This window comes from Leptotrichia sp. OH3620_COT-345 (assembly GCF_003932895.1).
Classification (GTDB): Bacteria; Fusobacteriota; Fusobacteriia; order Fusobacteriales; family Leptotrichiaceae; genus Pseudoleptotrichia.
The window spans coordinates 87,095-104,041 of the sequence record NZ_RQYW01000006.1 but is presented as its reverse complement, the minus strand read 5'-3'; the positions used below and the strand labels follow the sequence as shown (position 1 = coordinate 104,041).

17 protein-coding genes and 1 other RNA gene are annotated in these 16,947 nt (G+C 30.5%); all 18 read right to left on the bottom strand.

What is annotated here, in order from left to right:
• Positions 1 to 13: 13 nt before the first annotated feature.
• Complete coding sequence (locus EII29_RS05255) at positions 14 to 1,054, bottom strand: rod shape-determining protein (protein ID WP_125236491.1); 1,041 nt, start codon at positions 1,052 to 1,054, stop codon at positions 14 to 16.
• Between the two features lie 99 nt (positions 1,055 to 1,153).
• Complete coding sequence (locus EII29_RS05250) at positions 1,154 to 3,631, bottom strand: DNA translocase FtsK (protein WP_125236490.1); 2,478 nt, start codon at positions 3,629 to 3,631, stop codon at positions 1,154 to 1,156.
• A 252-nt stretch (positions 3,632 to 3,883) separates the two neighbouring features.
• Positions 3,884 to 4,732, bottom strand: coding sequence for an ABC transporter permease (locus EII29_RS05245; RefSeq protein WP_125236489.1), 849 nt, complete (start codon positions 4,730 to 4,732; stop codon positions 3,884 to 3,886).
• Positions 4,733 to 4,745: 13 nt separating this feature from the next.
• Positions 4,746 to 5,546, bottom strand: a complete 801-nt coding sequence (locus EII29_RS05240) for an ABC transporter permease subunit (protein ID WP_125236488.1) — start codon at positions 5,544 to 5,546, stop codon at positions 4,746 to 4,748.
• Positions 5,546 to 6,301: a phosphonate ABC transporter ATP-binding protein gene (gene phnC / locus EII29_RS05235; protein ID WP_125236487.1), complete on the bottom strand. Its 756-nt coding sequence runs from the start codon at positions 6,299 to 6,301 to the stop codon at positions 5,546 to 5,548. The genes EII29_RS05240 and phnC overlap by 1 nt, the downstream gene beginning before the upstream one ends.
• A 100-nt stretch (positions 6,302 to 6,401) precedes the next feature.
• Entirely contained in the window at positions 6,402 to 7,403 is a 1,002-nt protein-coding gene (locus EII29_RS05230) for a phosphate/phosphite/phosphonate ABC transporter substrate-binding protein (RefSeq protein ID WP_125236486.1), read from the bottom strand.
• A 110-nt stretch (positions 7,404 to 7,513) separates the two neighbouring features.
• Positions 7,514 to 8,410, bottom strand: a complete 897-nt coding sequence (locus tag EII29_RS05225) for a DMT family transporter (protein ID WP_125236485.1) — start codon at positions 8,408 to 8,410, stop codon at positions 7,514 to 7,516.
• 383 nt (positions 8,411 to 8,793) lie between these two features.
• Positions 8,794 to 9,131, bottom strand: a transfer-messenger RNA (tmRNA) gene (gene ssrA, locus EII29_RS05220).
• A 218-nt stretch (positions 9,132 to 9,349) separates the two neighbouring features.
• Positions 9,350 to 9,655: a TraX family protein gene (locus EII29_RS13045; RefSeq protein ID WP_255411020.1), complete on the bottom strand. Its 306-nt coding sequence runs from the start codon at positions 9,653 to 9,655 to the stop codon at positions 9,350 to 9,352.
• Between the two features lie 97 nt (positions 9,656 to 9,752).
• A complete protein-coding gene (locus tag EII29_RS13040) occupies positions 9,753 to 10,052 on the bottom strand; it encodes a TraX family protein (protein WP_125236483.1) in 300 nt (99 codons plus the stop codon).
• Between the two features lie 293 nt (positions 10,053 to 10,345).
• Complete coding sequence (gene smpB, locus EII29_RS05205) at positions 10,346 to 10,795, bottom strand: SsrA-binding protein SmpB (RefSeq protein ID WP_125236482.1); 450 nt, start codon at positions 10,793 to 10,795, stop codon at positions 10,346 to 10,348.
• A gap of 95 nt (positions 10,796 to 10,890) precedes the next feature.
• Entirely contained in the window at positions 10,891 to 13,002 is a 2,112-nt protein-coding gene (rnr, locus tag EII29_RS05200; protein WP_125236481.1) for a ribonuclease R, read from the bottom strand.
• 9 nt (positions 13,003 to 13,011) lie between these two features.
• Positions 13,012 to 13,599, bottom strand: a complete 588-nt coding sequence (yqeK, locus tag EII29_RS05195) for a bis(5'-nucleosyl)-tetraphosphatase (symmetrical) YqeK (protein WP_199726029.1) — start codon at positions 13,597 to 13,599, stop codon at positions 13,012 to 13,014.
• Between the two features lie 48 nt (positions 13,600 to 13,647).
• Positions 13,648 to 14,196, bottom strand: coding sequence for a GerMN domain-containing protein (locus EII29_RS05190; protein ID WP_125236480.1), 549 nt, complete (start codon positions 14,194 to 14,196; stop codon positions 13,648 to 13,650).
• A gap of 50 nt (positions 14,197 to 14,246) precedes the next feature.
• Positions 14,247 to 15,302, bottom strand: coding sequence for an N-acetylmuramoyl-L-alanine amidase (locus EII29_RS05185; protein WP_125236479.1), 1,056 nt, complete (start codon positions 15,300 to 15,302; stop codon positions 14,247 to 14,249).
• 97 nt (positions 15,303 to 15,399) lie between these two features.
• On the bottom strand, positions 15,400 to 15,660 hold the full coding sequence (gene yajC, locus EII29_RS05180) for a preprotein translocase subunit YajC (RefSeq protein WP_125236478.1): 261 nt from the start codon (positions 15,658 to 15,660) through the stop codon (positions 15,400 to 15,402).
• Between the two features lie 111 nt (positions 15,661 to 15,771).
• Positions 15,772 to 16,524, bottom strand: coding sequence for a DNA/RNA nuclease SfsA (gene sfsA, locus EII29_RS05175; protein ID WP_125236477.1), 753 nt, complete (start codon positions 16,522 to 16,524; stop codon positions 15,772 to 15,774).
• 33 nt (positions 16,525 to 16,557) lie between these two features.
• Positions 16,558 to 16,875 (bottom strand): helix-turn-helix transcriptional regulator, encoded by a 318-nt coding sequence (locus EII29_RS05170; RefSeq protein ID WP_125236476.1) that lies wholly within the window; start codon positions 16,873 to 16,875, stop codon positions 16,558 to 16,560.
• Between the last annotated feature and the right edge of the window lie 72 nt (positions 16,876 to 16,947).

Below are 16,947 nucleotides of genomic sequence, written 5' to 3'. Positions count from 1 at the left end.
CTTTTTCCGCTTTCTAATATTCATTAGTAGGGGATATGATTACGTTCTTATATGCACTGAAATCATCCAATACTTTTGCTATACCTTTCACAACTGCATGAATGGACTCATCACATACAGTTACCCGAAGTTTAAGCTCTTCTTCTATTCTTTCTTTTAATATTCTTATTCCGGCTCCCCCTCCTGAAAGATATATTCCGGTTTCGTATATATCCGCAGCTACTTCAGGCTCTATTCCTTCCATAGTCAGTTTTACTTCATCAATAATCAGATCTATATTTTTATCAATAGCTCCATCTATTTCTGAAGCTATAATTTTTATACTTTTAGGAAGTCCTTTTCCTAATTCTCTCCCTCTTATTTCAAATTCAGTATTCTTATCTTTCAGACTTATAGTATTTACTTTTAATTCTTCAGCAGTTCTTTCTCCAATCAGTAGGTTATGTTTTTCTTTTACATATTCCATTATATCTTCATTAAGATGATCCCCGGCTATTTTCACCGATCTTGATGTAGCCGCTCCTCCCGAAACTATGAAGGCTATTTCAGTAGTTCCTCCTCCTATATCCACTATAAGATGGCCTTTAGGCTCAAAAAGATCTATCCCTGCACCAATTGCGGCTGCAATAGGCTCTTCAATAAGGTATACTTCCTTCGCTCCCGCTTCTTTTACAACTTCTACGACAGCTCTTCTTTCTACTTGAGTCACTCCGCTCGGAACACATATTATCACTCTTGCACTTTGAAATTTGTCTTTTCTTATTCTTCTCAAAAATTCCGCGAGCATTTTTTCAGTAACTTCATAATCTGAAATTACTCCATTTTTCAAAGGCCTTATAATTTGAGTATGCTTAGCGGTTCTTCCCATTATTTCCTTTGCTTTTTCTCCTATATGTTCCACTTCTTCTGTTTTAACATTTACAGCTACATAAGTCGGTTCATCTATTAATATTCCCTCATCTTTTACATAAACTACTGTATTTGCCGTGCCCAAATCGATTGCAATGTCCCTAGTCGGCTTTGTGTTGAACTTAAAAAAATTAAAAAATTTCATAACTATAATCTCCTTTATTTTTTGTTTTATTTTTATTAATTTTCTAAATTTTATAACATTGTTAAATTTCAGAATCCAGTTACTTTATTTATTCTTTCCTTAATCAAAATCATCAACCAACAATTGATTGTCATCATTTATTATTCCGTTTTCCTTTAATTGCTCATAAATCCTTGAAGCCCTGTTAAATCCTACATTCAACTTTCTCTGTAAAAGAGAAATGGAAACTCTGCCTTCCTGTTTTATAACATCTATAGCATTTTCAAAGAAAGGATCCGTATCTTTATTCTTTTCCACAGTTTCCGTTAAAATTTCATCATGATAAACAGCTTTTTTATTTGCTTTCAAGGCTGTAGTAAGCTTCATAACTTCATCATCGGAAATAAATGCTCCCTGTATTCTTTCAAGTTTCGATGAGCCGTTTTCCAGTAAAAGCATATCTCCTTGTCCGAGAAGTTTTTCAGCTCCCGGCGTATCAAGGATCGTCCTTGAATCTATTTGAGATCTTAGTGCAAAAGACATTCTACTCGGCAAATTGGCCTTTATCATTCCCGTGATAACATCTGTAGACGGTCTTTGAGTGGCTACTACAAGATGTATACCTACAGCTCTTGCTTTCTGAGCTATTCTTGCTATAGATTCTTCTACGCTTCCTGCCGCCACCATCATCAAATCTGCCAGTTCATCTATTATTACTACTATGTAAGGCATTTTTTCCACATACCCGAGAGAATTATACCCTACGATATTTCTGACTCCATTTTCCATAAGTTGTCTATATCTGTTATCCATTTCATTTACTGCCCATTTCAGTGCTATTGCAGCTTGCTGAGGATCTATTATAACAGGAATAAGCAGATGAGGTATTCCGTTATAAGGCATAAGTTCTACCATTTTCGGATCTATCATTATAAATCTTACTTCTTTTTCGGATTTTTTTGATATAAGTGTGGAAATAAGAGTATTTACAGCTACACTTTTCCCCGAACCTGTTTGCCCCGCTATGAGCAGATGAGGCATTTTTGCAATGTCTATTATTTTATCCTGTCCGACTATATTTTTCCCAAGAATTACATTTAACGCTCCTTTTTCGAGCTGTTTATTTCTTATAATGTTTGAAAAATGGACAGGTTCTTTTATTTTATTAGGAGTTTCTATTCCTATTGTATTTTTTCCCGGTATAGGCGCTTCTATCCTTATGCTTTCGGCTGCAAGATTCATTGCAATATCGTCAGTAAGAGAAGTAACCTTACTCACTTTTACACCTTTAGGTATTGTCACTTCATATCTTGTAATTGTCGGACCATATTCATAGTTTACAACTTTTGCATTAATTCCGAATTCTTTCAGTACCGACTCAAGATGTGCCACATTTTCAACAATACTTTTTTCAATTTCCTTTTTTTTCCCCGGATCCATTGCTTTAGACTTAAATATCTCTTCAATTGATTTTTTCAGAAGCTCTTCATATTTTTCAGGATTTTCAAGGGTATTCTGAACTTTTTTCTCAGAATTTTCTTCTTCATTCATATACTTTTTATTTTGTATAATTTCATTTCCGTTTTCAGAAACTTCTTCGATATATTCTTTTTCCATAGAAATCCCGTTATCTTCTTCCGGAATTTCATATTTTTGAAATCCATCCTTATCTTCAGCTTCTATTGCTATTTCACCTTCATTGTAGGTTTTCTCAAATTTCTCCTTGATAATGTTATGTTCTTCTGTTTTTTTCTCGTTTTTGATTTCAGTTTCTTTTTCTTTTTGTTTATTTATATTTTTATTTTTCTGATTTTCCAGTAGCTGAAGCCATTCTTTTTCCTTATCAATCAGTTCTGCTTCAGAATACAGCTCAGGTTTTTGTAAAAGTTTTTCTTTAGGTTTTTTGGAAATCTCAAAACTCAATTTCTTTTTTCTTGACTCAATAAGTCTCTCTCTTAATTCTTCTCTTCTATGCCTTTTAGAATCGATATATTCCTGTTTTTCAGCTTGTCTTTTAGCTTTTAATATTTTTAATTTCTTTTTATATTCATCACTGGAATAATATTTAATAAATCCTTTTAAAATCTCATACAACAATATTATAACTTCTTTTAAAAGTACAAGTATACACATTACGGTAATAAGATTCAATATTGTTTCCATTGCAGGAAGATGCATAACCCGATATAGCGGCATAGATACCAATCCTCCTATAAATCCGCCGCTTTCACGATTAAAACCGATTTCCAGTAATTTTCTTCCTGCTTCAGTAAAAGAATAAGGCAACGGTAAAACTACTGCTTTTTTTATAAGAAGTATTGAATTTGCCAAAAAAAGTATCACCAATGCTGCTATTTTAGATTTATGAAATTTTAGTTTTATGTTTCCTGTGAAAAAATCAAATATTCCCCAGCAAGTTATTAATATACTTACAAACCACGACATTTTTCCAAATAACAGGCTCGAAAAATTTAAAAATACAGCTAAAAAATTCTCCTGTCTTCTGCCTGATGCTTGAATCCCGTTTTCATTTATTAAAAGATAGATTAAAAATATTCCTAAAATAAACAAAATTCCTCCTCTTGCTTTCTTGTTCATTTTACAGTCCTTCCTTTTTAATCCAAACATTCATAACTATTTTATAAACATTTTTAAGTCTAAATTATTTTTGCAGACTATTCATATTATTATACATTATTTTTTCAATTTTGTCATTTTTTATTCTTATTTTTTTACGATACAATTTTTTTTCGGAATGTTCAAAAAATTAATAAAAATTAAATCTTAGAAAACTGACGATACTATATAGTTTTTCCTTATTGTCAAAAAGGAATTTTTTCTTGATTTTTTTTATCTTGTCGAACCTTTTATATACTTTTTTTTCAGATAAACCGAAATACTTTCGAGAAGCAAAGCTATACCAAGCACAAGATATACAAAAAAGCCTATTTCTCTTGAATCAAAATACATACTACCCGCCATAAACATTTCGTACCCTATCCCTCCTGCTCCTGCTGCTGCCCCTACCACTACGGCATTTGTAAAATTCATTTCAAATCGCACAAATGTCCATGATAAAATCGATGGAGCCGTAGATGGAAGAATTCCCTGAAAAATAATTTTCCAGCGGGATGCTCCTGTAGATTTCATTGCTTCTACTATTCCCGCATTTATTTCTTCCGTACTTTCGGAATAAGCTTTTATAAGATAAGCCGTACTATGAAAACATATTCCTATGACTGCTGCTTCAGCTCCCACTCCGATTACTGCTGAAAACACTGTTACCCATAATATTGTCGGAACAGATCTTACAAACGAAATTAAAACTTTTATTACTTTTGAAAGTTTTTCTCCTGATAAATTTTTTGCTGCAAAAAAAGAAAAAAATAAAGCAAAAAAAGCACTGATTAATGTAGTCAGTAATCCAAGAGAAAGGGTTACTCCAAGACTTTGAAGTATTTCAGCAAAAGTATATCTTTCAGAAAGTCGAGGCTGAAAAAACATTAAGCCGACATTTTTGAAAAAATCTTCAATTGCCGTAAATATATAAATTTTCCCTGTATTTATAGTTACCAGTTTATAAAATCCCAATAAAACACATGTTCCTAATGTCCCCCATAGATATATGCCTGATTTTGTTATTTTCCTTATTTTTATTTTATTTTTACGTGTTCTTTCTGCATATTTAAAATCCGTCATTTCGTTCTCCATATTACATCATTTCTTTTCTTATTTTATTGGATAGCAACTCTATTCCTGTAACAATTACTATAACTGTAAGAATTACAAGTCCTGCAGCATCATACCTTATACTTTTATAGTACAGGTTAAATATAAATCCTATTCCCGTACCTGTTAAAATTCCGATAAGAGTCGCTTCCCTTACTCCATTTTCTATATAGTAAAGTAACCATGATACAAGCTGGGGAGCAACTGTAGGTATAACTCCTTGAAATACTATCTGAAAATAGGAAGCTCCTGTAGATTTTAATGCTTCGGCAATATATCCAGCAGTTTCATCTATTGTTTCGGTAAATGTCCGTGTCAAATATCCGAAAGTTACAAAAAATAAAGCCAGAAAACCTGTAAATTCATTTTGCTTAAAAGAAAAAAGTAATATAAGCGACCATGCTACTATAGGCATATTTCTGAAAAAAGAAGCCGTTATTTTCACAAAAATTTTCATAACTTTATTAAATCCTGTTGTTTCAGAACCTATTATCGCCATAATTAAAGCAAAAAATGCTGAAATTGATGTTGCGGATATTGCAAGAAGTATTGTCTGAAATGCAGTTTTTAATATTATCGGCAAATACTTTACTGAATTCTGTGTCGGAATAAAATTTTTCAATAACCAGAGTACTCCTTCAGGTATGGACAGAAAAACTGCTTCTCCTTCAAAATCTAAAACAAATGACGACACACTGTATAAAATTACGATTATTATTGCAAATATAATTCTTAACTGTGTTCTTTTTCTAAAAATATTGCTTTCCATTTTAACATTTTCCATTACTGTATCTCCTCATATTCACTCGAATATACATATTCCATTATATTTTTAGTAAACATTTCCGTTTTATCATCAAATATCTTTTTCCCCTGATTTAAGCCTATTATCCTGTCAGAATATTTTACGGCAATATCAGTTTGATGTAAATTTACTATACATGCTATTCCCATTTCATCAGTAATATTTCTTAAATAATCCATAACTCTTTCAGATGTTTTAGGATCAAGGGAAGCAATAGGTTCATCACAAAGAAGCAATTTAGGTTCCTGCATTAATGCTCTTGCTATTCCCACTCTCTGCTTCTGTCCTCCGCTCAGTTCACTGCATTTCCGATAAGCGTATTTTCCCATTTCTACTTTATCTAATATTTCAAATGCCTGTTCTTTCTCTTTTTCAGTATAAATACCCAAAATTCCTGTTAATAACGATTTATATCCTAATCTTCCGTGTAAAACATTTTCTATAACTGTAAGCCTTTCAACTAAATTATAACTCTGAAATATCATCCCCATCTGTCTTCTTACACGATTTATCTCTTTTCTTCCAAGTTTTCCGATATTTTCTTCCTGAAATAGAATTTCACCTTTACTTGTATTTATAAGTCTGTTTATTGTTCTCAATAAAGTTGATTTTCCTGAGCCTGACGGTCCTACAACTGATAAAAATTCTCCCTTATTTATTTCAAAAGAAACGTCTGACAGTGCCTTTATACCATTAGAGTACTCTTTTGAAATATTTTTTACTTTTAGTAACATACATTTCCTTTCATCACTTTAATTTAAAAATGAACTTTCTTTTGAAATAAATAAGAGATCGGTTCCCCGACCTCTATCCGCATGTACAAGCTGCTCCTATTTATTTTATATCATTAACCTGTTTATACCATTCGGTATTTACTTCTACAAATCCTATATCATTATTTTCCTTAAGGAAAAGTCCCCTTGTTTTACTTTTTTTCGGACTGAATATATAAGGATTGTCGGTTACTTCCTTAGACAAAAATTTCTTTTTTATTTTTTCCTGATCTTCTTTAGATAAAGTTTTTGTATTGAAAACAACAGGTCCGTTTGGTACCGCTATTGATTTTATAACTGTAAAGCTCTTTCCTGCGTAATCACCGAAAGGAGATACAGCTCCCTGTTTTACTTTATAAGTTGCTCCCGCTCTGTTTTCTTCTCCCGAAATCAATTCATATGTTGTAAATGCTTTAGGAATAGCAAATGCCGCTGCATCAGCATCACCTTTAAATAAAGCTACCTGTGTTCCCGGATGCGAACTTCCAAAAATAACTTTTGAAAATACTTTCCCTTCTTCCAATACTTCATCAGTATTTTTCAGTCCAATTTCTTTTATAATAACTTTTGCAGGTATTACAAATCCGGATGTAGAACTATTTGTAACAAAAGCCATTGTTTGCCCTTTCAGCTTCTTAAGGTCGTACACATCTCCATTTTTATATTTTGGAGCATCTTCAGATCTCACAGCTATAAAACTGTAATATAAAGCATCTTCCAGTGTCCCGCTTTCTCCTGAATTCGTCACTACAGCCTGAACGTCTTTATTTCTCTCATTTGCATTTAAGTAAGCATCAGCTCCTATGTAAGCTATCTGTGCTTTTCCTGAAATTATACTTTCTATTGCAATATTATAATCAGTAGTCGTAACTATTTCAACTTTTTTCTCGGTAGCCCGTTCTATAATTTTTGCAAATTCCTCACGTGAATTTTTAAGTGATTCGTTAGATTCATTAGGTAAAAAAACTATTTTTATAGTGTCATTCTTATTGTTTTTTCCACAACTTAATATTACCAGAAATATTAAACTGATTATAAATAATTTTAAAATATTTTTTTTCATTTTTCAATTCCAACTTTCCTATTTTCAGATTTTATTATTCATAATTATAACAATTTTTTCTTATTTTTTCCATACTTTAAAATTAAAATACTTACTAAAATGTAAAATCTCTATTTATCTTTAAATTTATTGAAAGTTACTATCCCTATTAAAATAACCGTCCCACCGATAACTGTAGACAACATAAGTTTTTCATTTAAAAAAATAATTCCCGTAAGTGTTGATATAAAAGGCCCTAAAAATAAAAAATTAGCTATTTCTCCTGCACTTTTTCCCATAACCAATGCCTTCCCCCAACATATATAACCAACAACACTTACTAAAAATGCCAAAGAAAAAACTATAATGAACTCATTTATTCTCATTTTTGGGATTTCAAGCAAAGAAACAGGGGAATAAAGCATAAGTAAAATCGCTCCCGATAAAATACTGTATATTGTGGATTCGGTTCCTGAATATTTATTGGAAAATTTCCTCTGAAATATGTTATAAACCGCAAGAAGAAAGGCTGCCAGAAGCATCCAGAAAATTCCTATATTAAAAGAAAATATTCCTTCCCATAAAGTAAGTATGACTATTCCCGAAAATGAAACAAAAATAGAAATCCAACAGTAAAAATTTATTTTCTCTTTTAAAAACAATACTGATAATACTGAAGTAAAAATAGGAGCGCATGCAAGTAATATACTTGAAGTCCCGGAGCTAAGCATACTCACTCCTTTATTAAAAGTTATCATATGCAAGGCAAATCCTGCAAGTCCTGCAATTAAAAATGCCGGAATATCCTTTAAATCAGGTAACCTTACTTTTTTTAAGACTATAAATACTAATAATATAATAAAAGTAAAAACATATCTCAAAACTGCAAGTGTCGTCGAATCATAATAATTCATTCCCAGCTTAGTGAATATAATTGATATGGACCATAAAAACACGGCTACAAAAGCAAATATCTGTGCAATTTTATTTTTATGCTGTTCCCGATTCGGTTCGGGTATTTCTACCATTGTTCACCTTCACTCCTTTTCAGATTATACACTATTTTACAGCGTTTTTAATTCTCATTTTAAATTATTATATCAATTTCAGAAAAATTTTTCCATAAAATTTTTTTAATTACATAACGATTGTTTTTTATCTTTTCATTACTTATTAACATACACTTTTATTTCAATATCTATTTTCAAATTCAAATTTTTTAATTTTGAAAAAATAACGGAAATACTATGTACTGATTTTTTCTTAAAAACGAATACTTTATAAATTTACAAAATTAACACAAATCATTTTTCCTACCAAATTAAATTATTAAAACTGAAAAAGGATTGTTTTAAACTAAATTTTATTTAAAACAAATCCTTTATTTATATTTTATTATTTAATTTTATTTTGGTGGAAATGACGGGAATCGAACCCGTGTCCAAAATACGAAGTTCTCACTATCATCTACAAGTTTAGTTCATTTATCTTTTTAACCGCAGGATATTAAACAAACAAAAGTCCAACGGCGAGATTATAAAATGTCCTTAAATGACATAATCATACATTTAAGTAAGCCATTAAAGTGACGTCATCCGAAAGAAAAATGGCAATTTCTTACAGTGACGAGCTGCAATTTAAGCAGCTAGTGCGTAATTATCGTTTCCGATTATATTTAAATTGGATTTTAAAGCTCCCGCTTACTTGCCGATAATAAGCTTCCTATCCTGTCGAAACCAAAACATTCCCATATTTAAAATATCATACCATAAAAACTGACAAAAATCTATTTTTATTTAGTATCTTTCTTTGACATTTAAAATTTTTTCAAAAAATAGTCGTTCCGTTCAGAAAAATAACTGTTCAAATACATTAAATTTATTGTTTCCCGGATATAACAAACATTTCTAAAAGTTAAAAAATTCTCTAATCAGTAGCGGAAAAGTATGAAGTTTAATAGCAAATTTTCACAAAAAAATACTTATTAAAAATAACACCAACATATGAACAGGATAAAAAATATAAAATAAATACTTTATTCCTTTAGAATGAAAACCTTGATTACCGTTGTACATCCATATAACAGGCAACGCAAATATGGCAAAAACCTGTTGAGGAATGTATACTTTATAATTAAAAACTGTATATCCATATTCAAGACTACTCACCCGGAAACAGTTTATATAAATAAAAACAAAGATCTGAGCTACCAAAAAATACCATTTTCTCCCTCTGAAAAAATAAAAAACAAGAACCATTGCTACACCGTACATGTTATAGTCCATATTAAAAAACACTGAAAATACAAAAGATAATCCACATACTGTAATAATTAATAGTGTTTTGATAATAGGACTAATATTTTTTGCTTTAATTTTTTTTAATTGCCCAAAGGGCAATCAACGAAATTAGAAAAGTCCATAGTACATTCTGATAATAAGGGTATGCAATTTCCGAACTTACAAACAAATTAAACGGAATTTCCGAAATTAATGCAAATATAAAAAGACGCATCAAATATTTTGTAAAACTTTTCGTATGAAAAAATCCTTCGACTATCATAAAGGAAAAAATAGGAAACCATAAATGGTCAAGTAGCATAAATGTTATTGCCAGTATATGTAAAGTAAATGAGCTGATTCCCTTAAAACTCTTTTTACAAATGCTCATAAATTTTTCTTTCTTTAAATTTATAAAATTTAAAGTAAATTATGTCATACTGAAATCAAACTTTACCATATTTATAAATAATATATTTTTATTTTCATTTCAACATTCAAATTTTACAACATATAAAGAGGTTTAAAGTGAACTAAATAAAAATATCTTTTTTATTTTTATTGATTTTCTTTCCATGATAACTTAATTGCGGTTTTTACATTTCTGACACCGGATTTTTTTGGAAAAAATTTTGACAAAAAACTTCCAACTCAAATTATTTTACTGTATGAAAAGAGTTAAATTTAAAAACGTGAAAAATCTTTCTGTATCTTTTTCATATCTTTTTCCTGATCTTTTCTTTTAAGAGTTTCTCTTTTATCATGAAGCTTTTTTCCTTTAGCAAGACCTATTTCCATTTTTACAAGTCTTTTTTTAGTGTATACTGATAAAGGAATTATAGTGTAGCCCTGTTCCTTTATTTTAGATGACCATTTTTCTATTTCTCTTTTATTCATTAACAATTTTCTGACCCTTGTTTCAGGTGGATTATTTATATTTCCGAATTCATAAGGAGTAATATGCATATTCATTATAAAAACTTCGTTTTTAATTATTCTTATAAAACTCTCCTTTATACTTGTTTTTCCTGCTTTTACTGACTTCACTTCAGTTCCTACAAGCTCAATTCCCGCTTCTATTTTATCTTCAATAAAATAATCATGAAATGCTTTTTTATTCCTTGCCAATACCATTTGTTCATACCTCCTTTGCTATTTATTACTCCTGTTATTTTTAATTTTTTAGGATTTTGTAATCTATATTTCTCATATTCCTTAAATTTTTAACCTTATTGCTCTTTAATTTCATTTATTTTTTCTTTATAAGGTATTACTTCTATTTCCATTTTCTGATAAGATGCTCCCGTTACGATGACTTTAATTGTATTTCCCATTGTATAGGAAGTACCCGTTACAGTATCAGTAATTTTGTAATTTTCTTCGTCATATATAAAGTCATCTTTGGAGATAAGGACATTGTAAACAACTTCTATATGATTTTCGAGCTCCATAAAAACTTTATTTTTACTCATTCCGCTAAGTCTTGCAATATAAATATTTCCTATTTTATCCTGCATATACTCTATCAGTTTGATTTTAACACTATCCTCTTCAAGCTTATCAGCTACTCTTTCAGTTTTTGAAATAATAGACGACACTGTATCAAAATTTTCTAAATAATAACTCTTTTCTCTATCTTTCATAAATTCAGTAATAGATTTTCCAAGCATTCTATGCACTACTAAATCTGAATATCTTCTTATGGGAGAAGTAAAATGCAGATAATACTTTGAAGCAAGTCCAAAATGTCCGAGATTTTTATTGGCGTATCTTGCCCTCTGCATAGATCTTAAAATAAGTTTATGAATAAGATAACCTTCAGGAAGTCCTGTTGTTTTTTCAATAATAGCCTGAAATTTACCCGGATGCAAATCATCCAGGTTTTTCAGATAATATCCGAATTTTATAAGTGAATCATTTAATACGGCTATTTTAGCTTTATCAGGATCTTCATGTACCCTGTAAACAGCCGGTATTTCTTCCCAGAAAAGTTTTTCCGCCACCACTTCATTTGCTGCAACCATAAAATCTTCTATTATTCTTTCTGCTTCTCCCCTTGAACGAAGTTCTATGTCTTTTACAAGTTTATTTTCATCAAGGATAACCTTTATTTCAGGCAATTCAAAATCAATGCTGCCTCTTCGCTTTTTAATGTTTCTTATTATTTTTGAAAGGGAAAGCATATTTTTCAGCATTTCATAAATATCCGAGTATTTCTCCATAAGCTCTTCATTTCCATCAATTATAGAATTTACATCAGAATATGTCATTCTGTGTCTTGATTTTATAATTGACTTATAAAAATCATTTTTTATGACTTTTCCGTTATTGTCATAATCTATTTCAACAGTAAATGTAAGCTTATCTTCATGAGGATTTAAAGAACAGAGATTATTTGAAAGTTTCCTTGGAAGCATGGGAATTACTCTATCCACCATATAAATCGAATTCCCTCTTTTCAAAGCTTCTTTATCAAGTTCTGATCCGCTTTTTACATAATAAGAAACATCGGCAATACTTACTATCAATTTAAATCCTGTATCATTTTTTTCCACGTAAACCGCATCATCAAGATCCTTTGCATCGGCTCCATCAATAGTTATAATATCCAGATGTCTCAAATCCTTTCTTTTATCCAGTTCTTCAGAAAAATTCTCTTCTATTCTGTCCACTTCCTTAATTACTTCATTAGGAAATTTTCCCTGTATGCCTTGGTTTATAAGAAGAGCTGATATTAATGCTTCAGTATTCTCAGGATTTCCAAGTATACTTATCACTTCTCCCTCAGGCTTTTTCTCACTGTCCCCCCAGAAATATATTTTTACTGCTACTAAATCCCCTGTTTTCGCCCCTTTTATTTTCTTTTTAGGAATATAAATATCTCTCCCTGAAGTTCTCGGTCTTACAAATCCGAAACTCATATTATGCTCATATATACCTACAATAATTTCTCTTGCTCTTTTTACAACTTTATATACTTCTCCTTCTCTGCTTTTCTCAGAATTTCCATTATTTTTTAAAATTCTGACTAAGACAGTATCACCGTCCATGGCAGTATTTAAATAGTGGCCGGGAATAAAAACACTACTTTCTCCGACCACATCTAAAAACCCGAAGTTGCCTCTTGAAATTGAGATTTCTCCCTTTATCAGTCCGGCTTTTTCAGGAAGTGTATATTTACCGTTTCTTTTTAAATAAATTTCTCCTTCATCTTCCCACGAGGAAAGTATCCGTTTATACAGTTTTCTCTTTTTTGGAGTCCATTCCAACATCTGTATTATCTGCTGAAACGTCAACTCATGTTCCTCCAATAATTTTCTTAAATATATAAGCTCTTTCATTTCTCCTCCTTAACTTTTATTTTTTTTGCAAATTAAAGAGTTCCAGAATAAAATAATATTAGGATGTATTATGCTCCTTTTTGAAAGTAAGTACTCAATCTTAGTATTTATTTCAAATATAATAGCTTCGTCTAAATTATATTTTGCAAGTTCTCTTGCTTTTTCAACTCCCTGCCATGTTCTTCCGTCTTCTATAGCATCTGCCAGATAAATAATTTTTGAAAGTACTCCCATTTTTCCACTGCCGATTGTATGATATTTAACAGCATTTAAAATTTCTTCATTATCAATTTCAAAAAGTTCATAATTATTTTTTATAAATTCTGCACCTGCAAATCCATGAAGTATAGCTGTAGATTTTGACAGCTCATCTTCAATTTCAGGATATTTTCCTTTAACTAAATCAATCATAACAGAAAGTTCGAAAAACTTTGCTACATCATGAAGATAAGCTGCGGCTTCAGTTTCATTAATAGAAATTCTATAAATTCCGGCAAGATTTTTCGCAGCTTCGGCTACTCTTTCAACATGTTTGTATCTTTTTTCATCAAGGTATTTTTTTACATTTTCTTTTATTTTATTAATATTTATTCCCATAACAGCCCCCTGGTAATTTATATTTTTAATATCAATTATTTTAAATTCCTATTGAGCTGCTGTTTCTCCATCCAGCTGTATCATAACTGACTGAACATTGGGAAAATTTTTAGTTATTGTTTGTATTATAGCTTGGGAAAATCCGTCAAACAGCTCTCTATTTGCTTTTAATCCTGAAAATTGTGCGTTAAGTTTAATAATAATAGTATTTTTGTCCTCTATCATTAAATTGTACGCACTTTGAAACTTCATCTCCTTAGTCACATATGGTGACTTTTTAATAATTTCATTTACAAAATCTCCTTCGATTACATTAAGTTGCTTAGGAATCGAGACCTCACTGTTTTCAATTAATTTTGTTTCAGGATTATAAACCGCTATTTCAATTTTCTGAGTCTGTTCAGCACTTGTTGCAGATGTCGCCGCTAATTTCGGATCAACAGTAACATTTATAAGCTGTGAATTTTTTTTGTCGTAATAGTTCACAACTACAGCTCCTACAGAAAGAAGTACAAGTATCATTACAGGAAAATTCTTTCTAAAAAATTTCCCTATTTTACTGCTTCCGTTTTTACCGGTTTCTGTTCCTTTCCCCATAATAAACACCTCATTTTATATTTTTTACTTCTATTTTTTTAACTTAATTCCTAATTAAAATGCTTTCTTATTGCATTGGCAATCCCGCTGGCCAGACGTTCTTTTCCTGATTCGCTCAGATACTGGTCAATATCTGAATAATTTGTAATAAATCCTACTTCAACAAGTATTGCCGGGGCATTTGTTCCACGTAACACGGCAAAATTTGCTCCGAATACTCCTCTACGTCTAAGTCCGAAGTTTGACACTATACTGTCCAGTACATCTGTGGCAACTGCAGCACTTTTTTGTTGATTTATTCTATAAAAAATATCATTTATTATAAAATCCGATAAAGGAATATCCGCATATCCACTGTCAACACTGTTTTCAAACCTTGCAACTTCAGCTGCATAAGCTGATTCTTTCTTTGAAAAATAAAATGTTTCAGCTCCATTTGCAGAACTTCCTCCTGCATTCAAGTGTATACTTACAAAAAAATCCGCATTTGCATCATTGGCTATTTTCGCTCTTGTCTGTAATGGTATAAAAACGTCAGTATTTCTCGTCATTATTACATTAAAGTCTTTTCTTAAATTATTAGCAAGTTTCTGAGATATTGCAAGTGCCAAATCCTTTTCTCTATATCCGTTAGCTGTAGCCCCTGAATCTTTTCCGCCATGTCCTGCATCTACAACTATTGTATATTTTTTCTTTTTTGTAGGCTGTGTAGGCTTTAACTTAACACTCTGTGTTCCTGTAGAACCGTCCTTTTCCCTACTGAATGTAGCCTGAATTTCTCCATTTCTGCTCACTAATCTATAAGCAGTTCCTTTTTTCAAATAAAAAGATATCGTTGCAATTCCCGCTACCTCAGTAATGCTTATCGTATCCACATATTGATCATTTACTTTCAAAGTTTCCGGTATGTTATTCTTAACTGTCACATTCTGAAAATCCAATGCCAAAATTGACTGTGACTGATTAAAAGTCGCACTCGTATTTATTTTTCTTTTTTCTTTAAATATTGCAGTATAAACTCCATTCCTGTAAGTCACCTTTTCTAAGGTTTCAGAAAATACAATTGTGCTCATAATGAGCAACAGTAGTATTAATACCCTTTTCATTTTTCCTCCTGTGTTTTATTTTATTATTGTCAGAGATAATTACACGACTTTAAAATCTTCTGAAAATAATATATTTATTATCACATTTGCATCATGATTATTCGGTAACTCTTGAAACAGCAGTTTTCAATATAGTCATTCTTGCAGTTTTATCAATTTTTATTTCAACAGTATCAGTTAAAACAGCTGCAATAGTTCCGGTTATCCCTCCTATAGTAACTATTTTATCTCCTACTTTTAAATTATCTAACATAGCTTTCTGCTTTGCACTTTTCTTTCTGGCAGTCCAAATCTGAGTTCCGAAAAGTACAATCATAAACCCGGTCATTAATATAAGTGGTTGTAAATTTTTATCCATTCTATCTCCTTTTTAAAATCATATTTTTGCATTGATTATAACATAGATTTTTTTTTTGTTCAATCTTCATTAGTTTATAAAGTAATATACAACTGTTTATTTTAAAGATTTTCATTTAAAACTTTTTCCTAAAATTTTCAACCTTTTCTGAAAATAAATATTTTTGTTTTCATAACTTAACAGCATAGTATAAATTTCTACACCTTTATCTATTGCTTTATAAAATGTTTGGGCAAAATTCCTGTCAGTTTCATGTCTCGGTCTAAAACATTTGGACTTTCTGAATATGAGAATCAGCACGGCTGCTCTGAAACCTTCTTTTTTCAGTTCCATAAGCTCATTCAGATGTTTTACCGCACGAACTGAAGGGGCTCCGGGAAAAGTGGCAATTTTATTTTCAATCAAAGTACATCCTTTTATTTCCAAATATATTCTGTCTTTTTCCGTTTCCATATAAAAATCTATTCTACTGTTTTTATACTTGACTTCAGGTTGTATGTTCCTTACTTTTCCAAAAGGAGATAATTCCTCATTATTCAATATAGATTCTACAATATATCTGTGATAAGCGGAATTTATAAGTACGACTTCATCCTCTATTTTTACTCCTATGACATCCCATTTGGTTTTCCTGTCTTTCTTTTCACTTCTTTTTATAAAAAGTTCATTTCCTTCTATAAGAAGCTCTGTCAGTCTGCCTGAATCATGAAGATGTGCAAGATTTTCTCCGCTGTTTTCATTATTTCCCAATTTTTTCTTAAAATCAAAAGATACAGTAAACCTTGTTATTCTTTCTTTAAAGACTACGATTTCATCATAATCTATTATATAAATACTTTCATTACTATCTCTTTTACTTTTCATTAATTTTTCCTTATTATAAATCTTTTTTTCCATTTACTTTATTTGCTTTTTACATCCGTCATAAATTAAGTCAAGCAAGTTTGGAAACTTTAAATTTAATTCATCTTTTCTTATTGAAACATATCTGTTTCTTCCATCAATCCTCACTTTTATAATTCCATTTTCCCTTAAAACTTTAAAATGATGAGAAAGATTGTTTTTTTTTCCTAAATCTTCAAAACACCCGCACTTTTCCTCTTTTTCAGAACTATATAATCTTTTAAAAATCATCAGTCTGGTAGAATCACTTAAAGCATAAAAAATCTGTTCCAATACAACATTTTTAATCTCAGGATGAAATAACTTATCCATTTATATAATTTTCTCCTTTCATTTTCCACTTTTCTTATTTATTTCTAAATGTTATAAATATTTTTGATTTTT

Bases quoted from the DNA above. Each gene is read 5' to 3' on its own strand.
- EII29_RS05230 (WP_125236486.1), bottom strand. From the start codon at position 7,403: ATGAAAAAAAATATTTTAAAATTATTTATAATCAGTTTAATATTTCTG.
- yajC (WP_125236478.1), bottom strand. From the start codon at position 15,660: ATGGATAAAAATTTACAACCACTTATATTAATGACCGGGTTTATGATT.
- EII29_RS13045 (WP_255411020.1), bottom strand. From the start codon at position 9,655: ATGTACGGTGTAGCAATGGTTCTTGTTTTTTATTTTTTCAGAGGGAGA.
- EII29_RS05225 (WP_125236485.1), bottom strand. From the start codon at position 8,410: ATGGTAGAAATACCCGAACCGAATCGGGAACAGCATAAAAATAAAATT.
- rnr (WP_125236481.1), bottom strand. From the start codon at position 13,002: ATGAAAGAGCTTATATATTTAAGAAAATTATTGGAGGAACATGAGTTG.
- EII29_RS13040 (WP_125236483.1), bottom strand. From the start codon at position 10,052: ATGAGCATTTGTAAAAAGAGTTTTAAGGGAATCAGCTCATTTACTTTA.
- sfsA (WP_125236477.1), bottom strand. From the start codon at position 16,524: ATGAAAAGTAAAAGAGATAGTAATGAAAGTATTTATATAATAGATTAT.
- EII29_RS05185 (WP_125236479.1), bottom strand. From the start codon at position 15,302: ATGAAAAGGGTATTAATACTACTGTTGCTCATTATGAGCACAATTGTA.
- EII29_RS05240 (WP_125236488.1), bottom strand. From the start codon at position 5,546: ATGGAAAATGTTAAAATGGAAAGCAATATTTTTAGAAAAAGAACACAG.
- EII29_RS05245 (WP_125236489.1), bottom strand. From the start codon at position 4,732: ATGACGGATTTTAAATATGCAGAAAGAACACGTAAAAATAAAATAAAA.
- smpB (WP_125236482.1), bottom strand. From the start codon at position 10,795: ATGGTATTGGCAAGGAATAAAAAAGCATTTCATGATTATTTTATTGAA.
- phnC (WP_125236487.1), bottom strand. From the start codon at position 6,301: ATGTTACTAAAAGTAAAAAATATTTCAAAAGAGTACTCTAATGGTATA.
- yqeK (WP_199726029.1), bottom strand. From the start codon at position 13,599: ATGGGAATAAATATTAATAAAATAAAAGAAAATGTAAAAAAATACCTT.
- EII29_RS05190 (WP_125236480.1), bottom strand. From the start codon at position 14,196: ATGGGGAAAGGAACAGAAACCGGTAAAAACGGAAGCAGTAAAATAGGG.
- EII29_RS05170 (WP_125236476.1), bottom strand. From the start codon at position 16,875: ATGGATAAGTTATTTCATCCTGAGATTAAAAATGTTGTATTGGAACAG.
- EII29_RS05255 (WP_125236491.1), bottom strand. From the start codon at position 1,054: ATGAAATTTTTTAATTTTTTTAAGTTCAACACAAAGCCGACTAGGGAC.
- EII29_RS05250 (WP_125236490.1), bottom strand. From the start codon at position 3,631: ATGAACAAGAAAGCAAGAGGAGGAATTTTGTTTATTTTAGGAATATTT.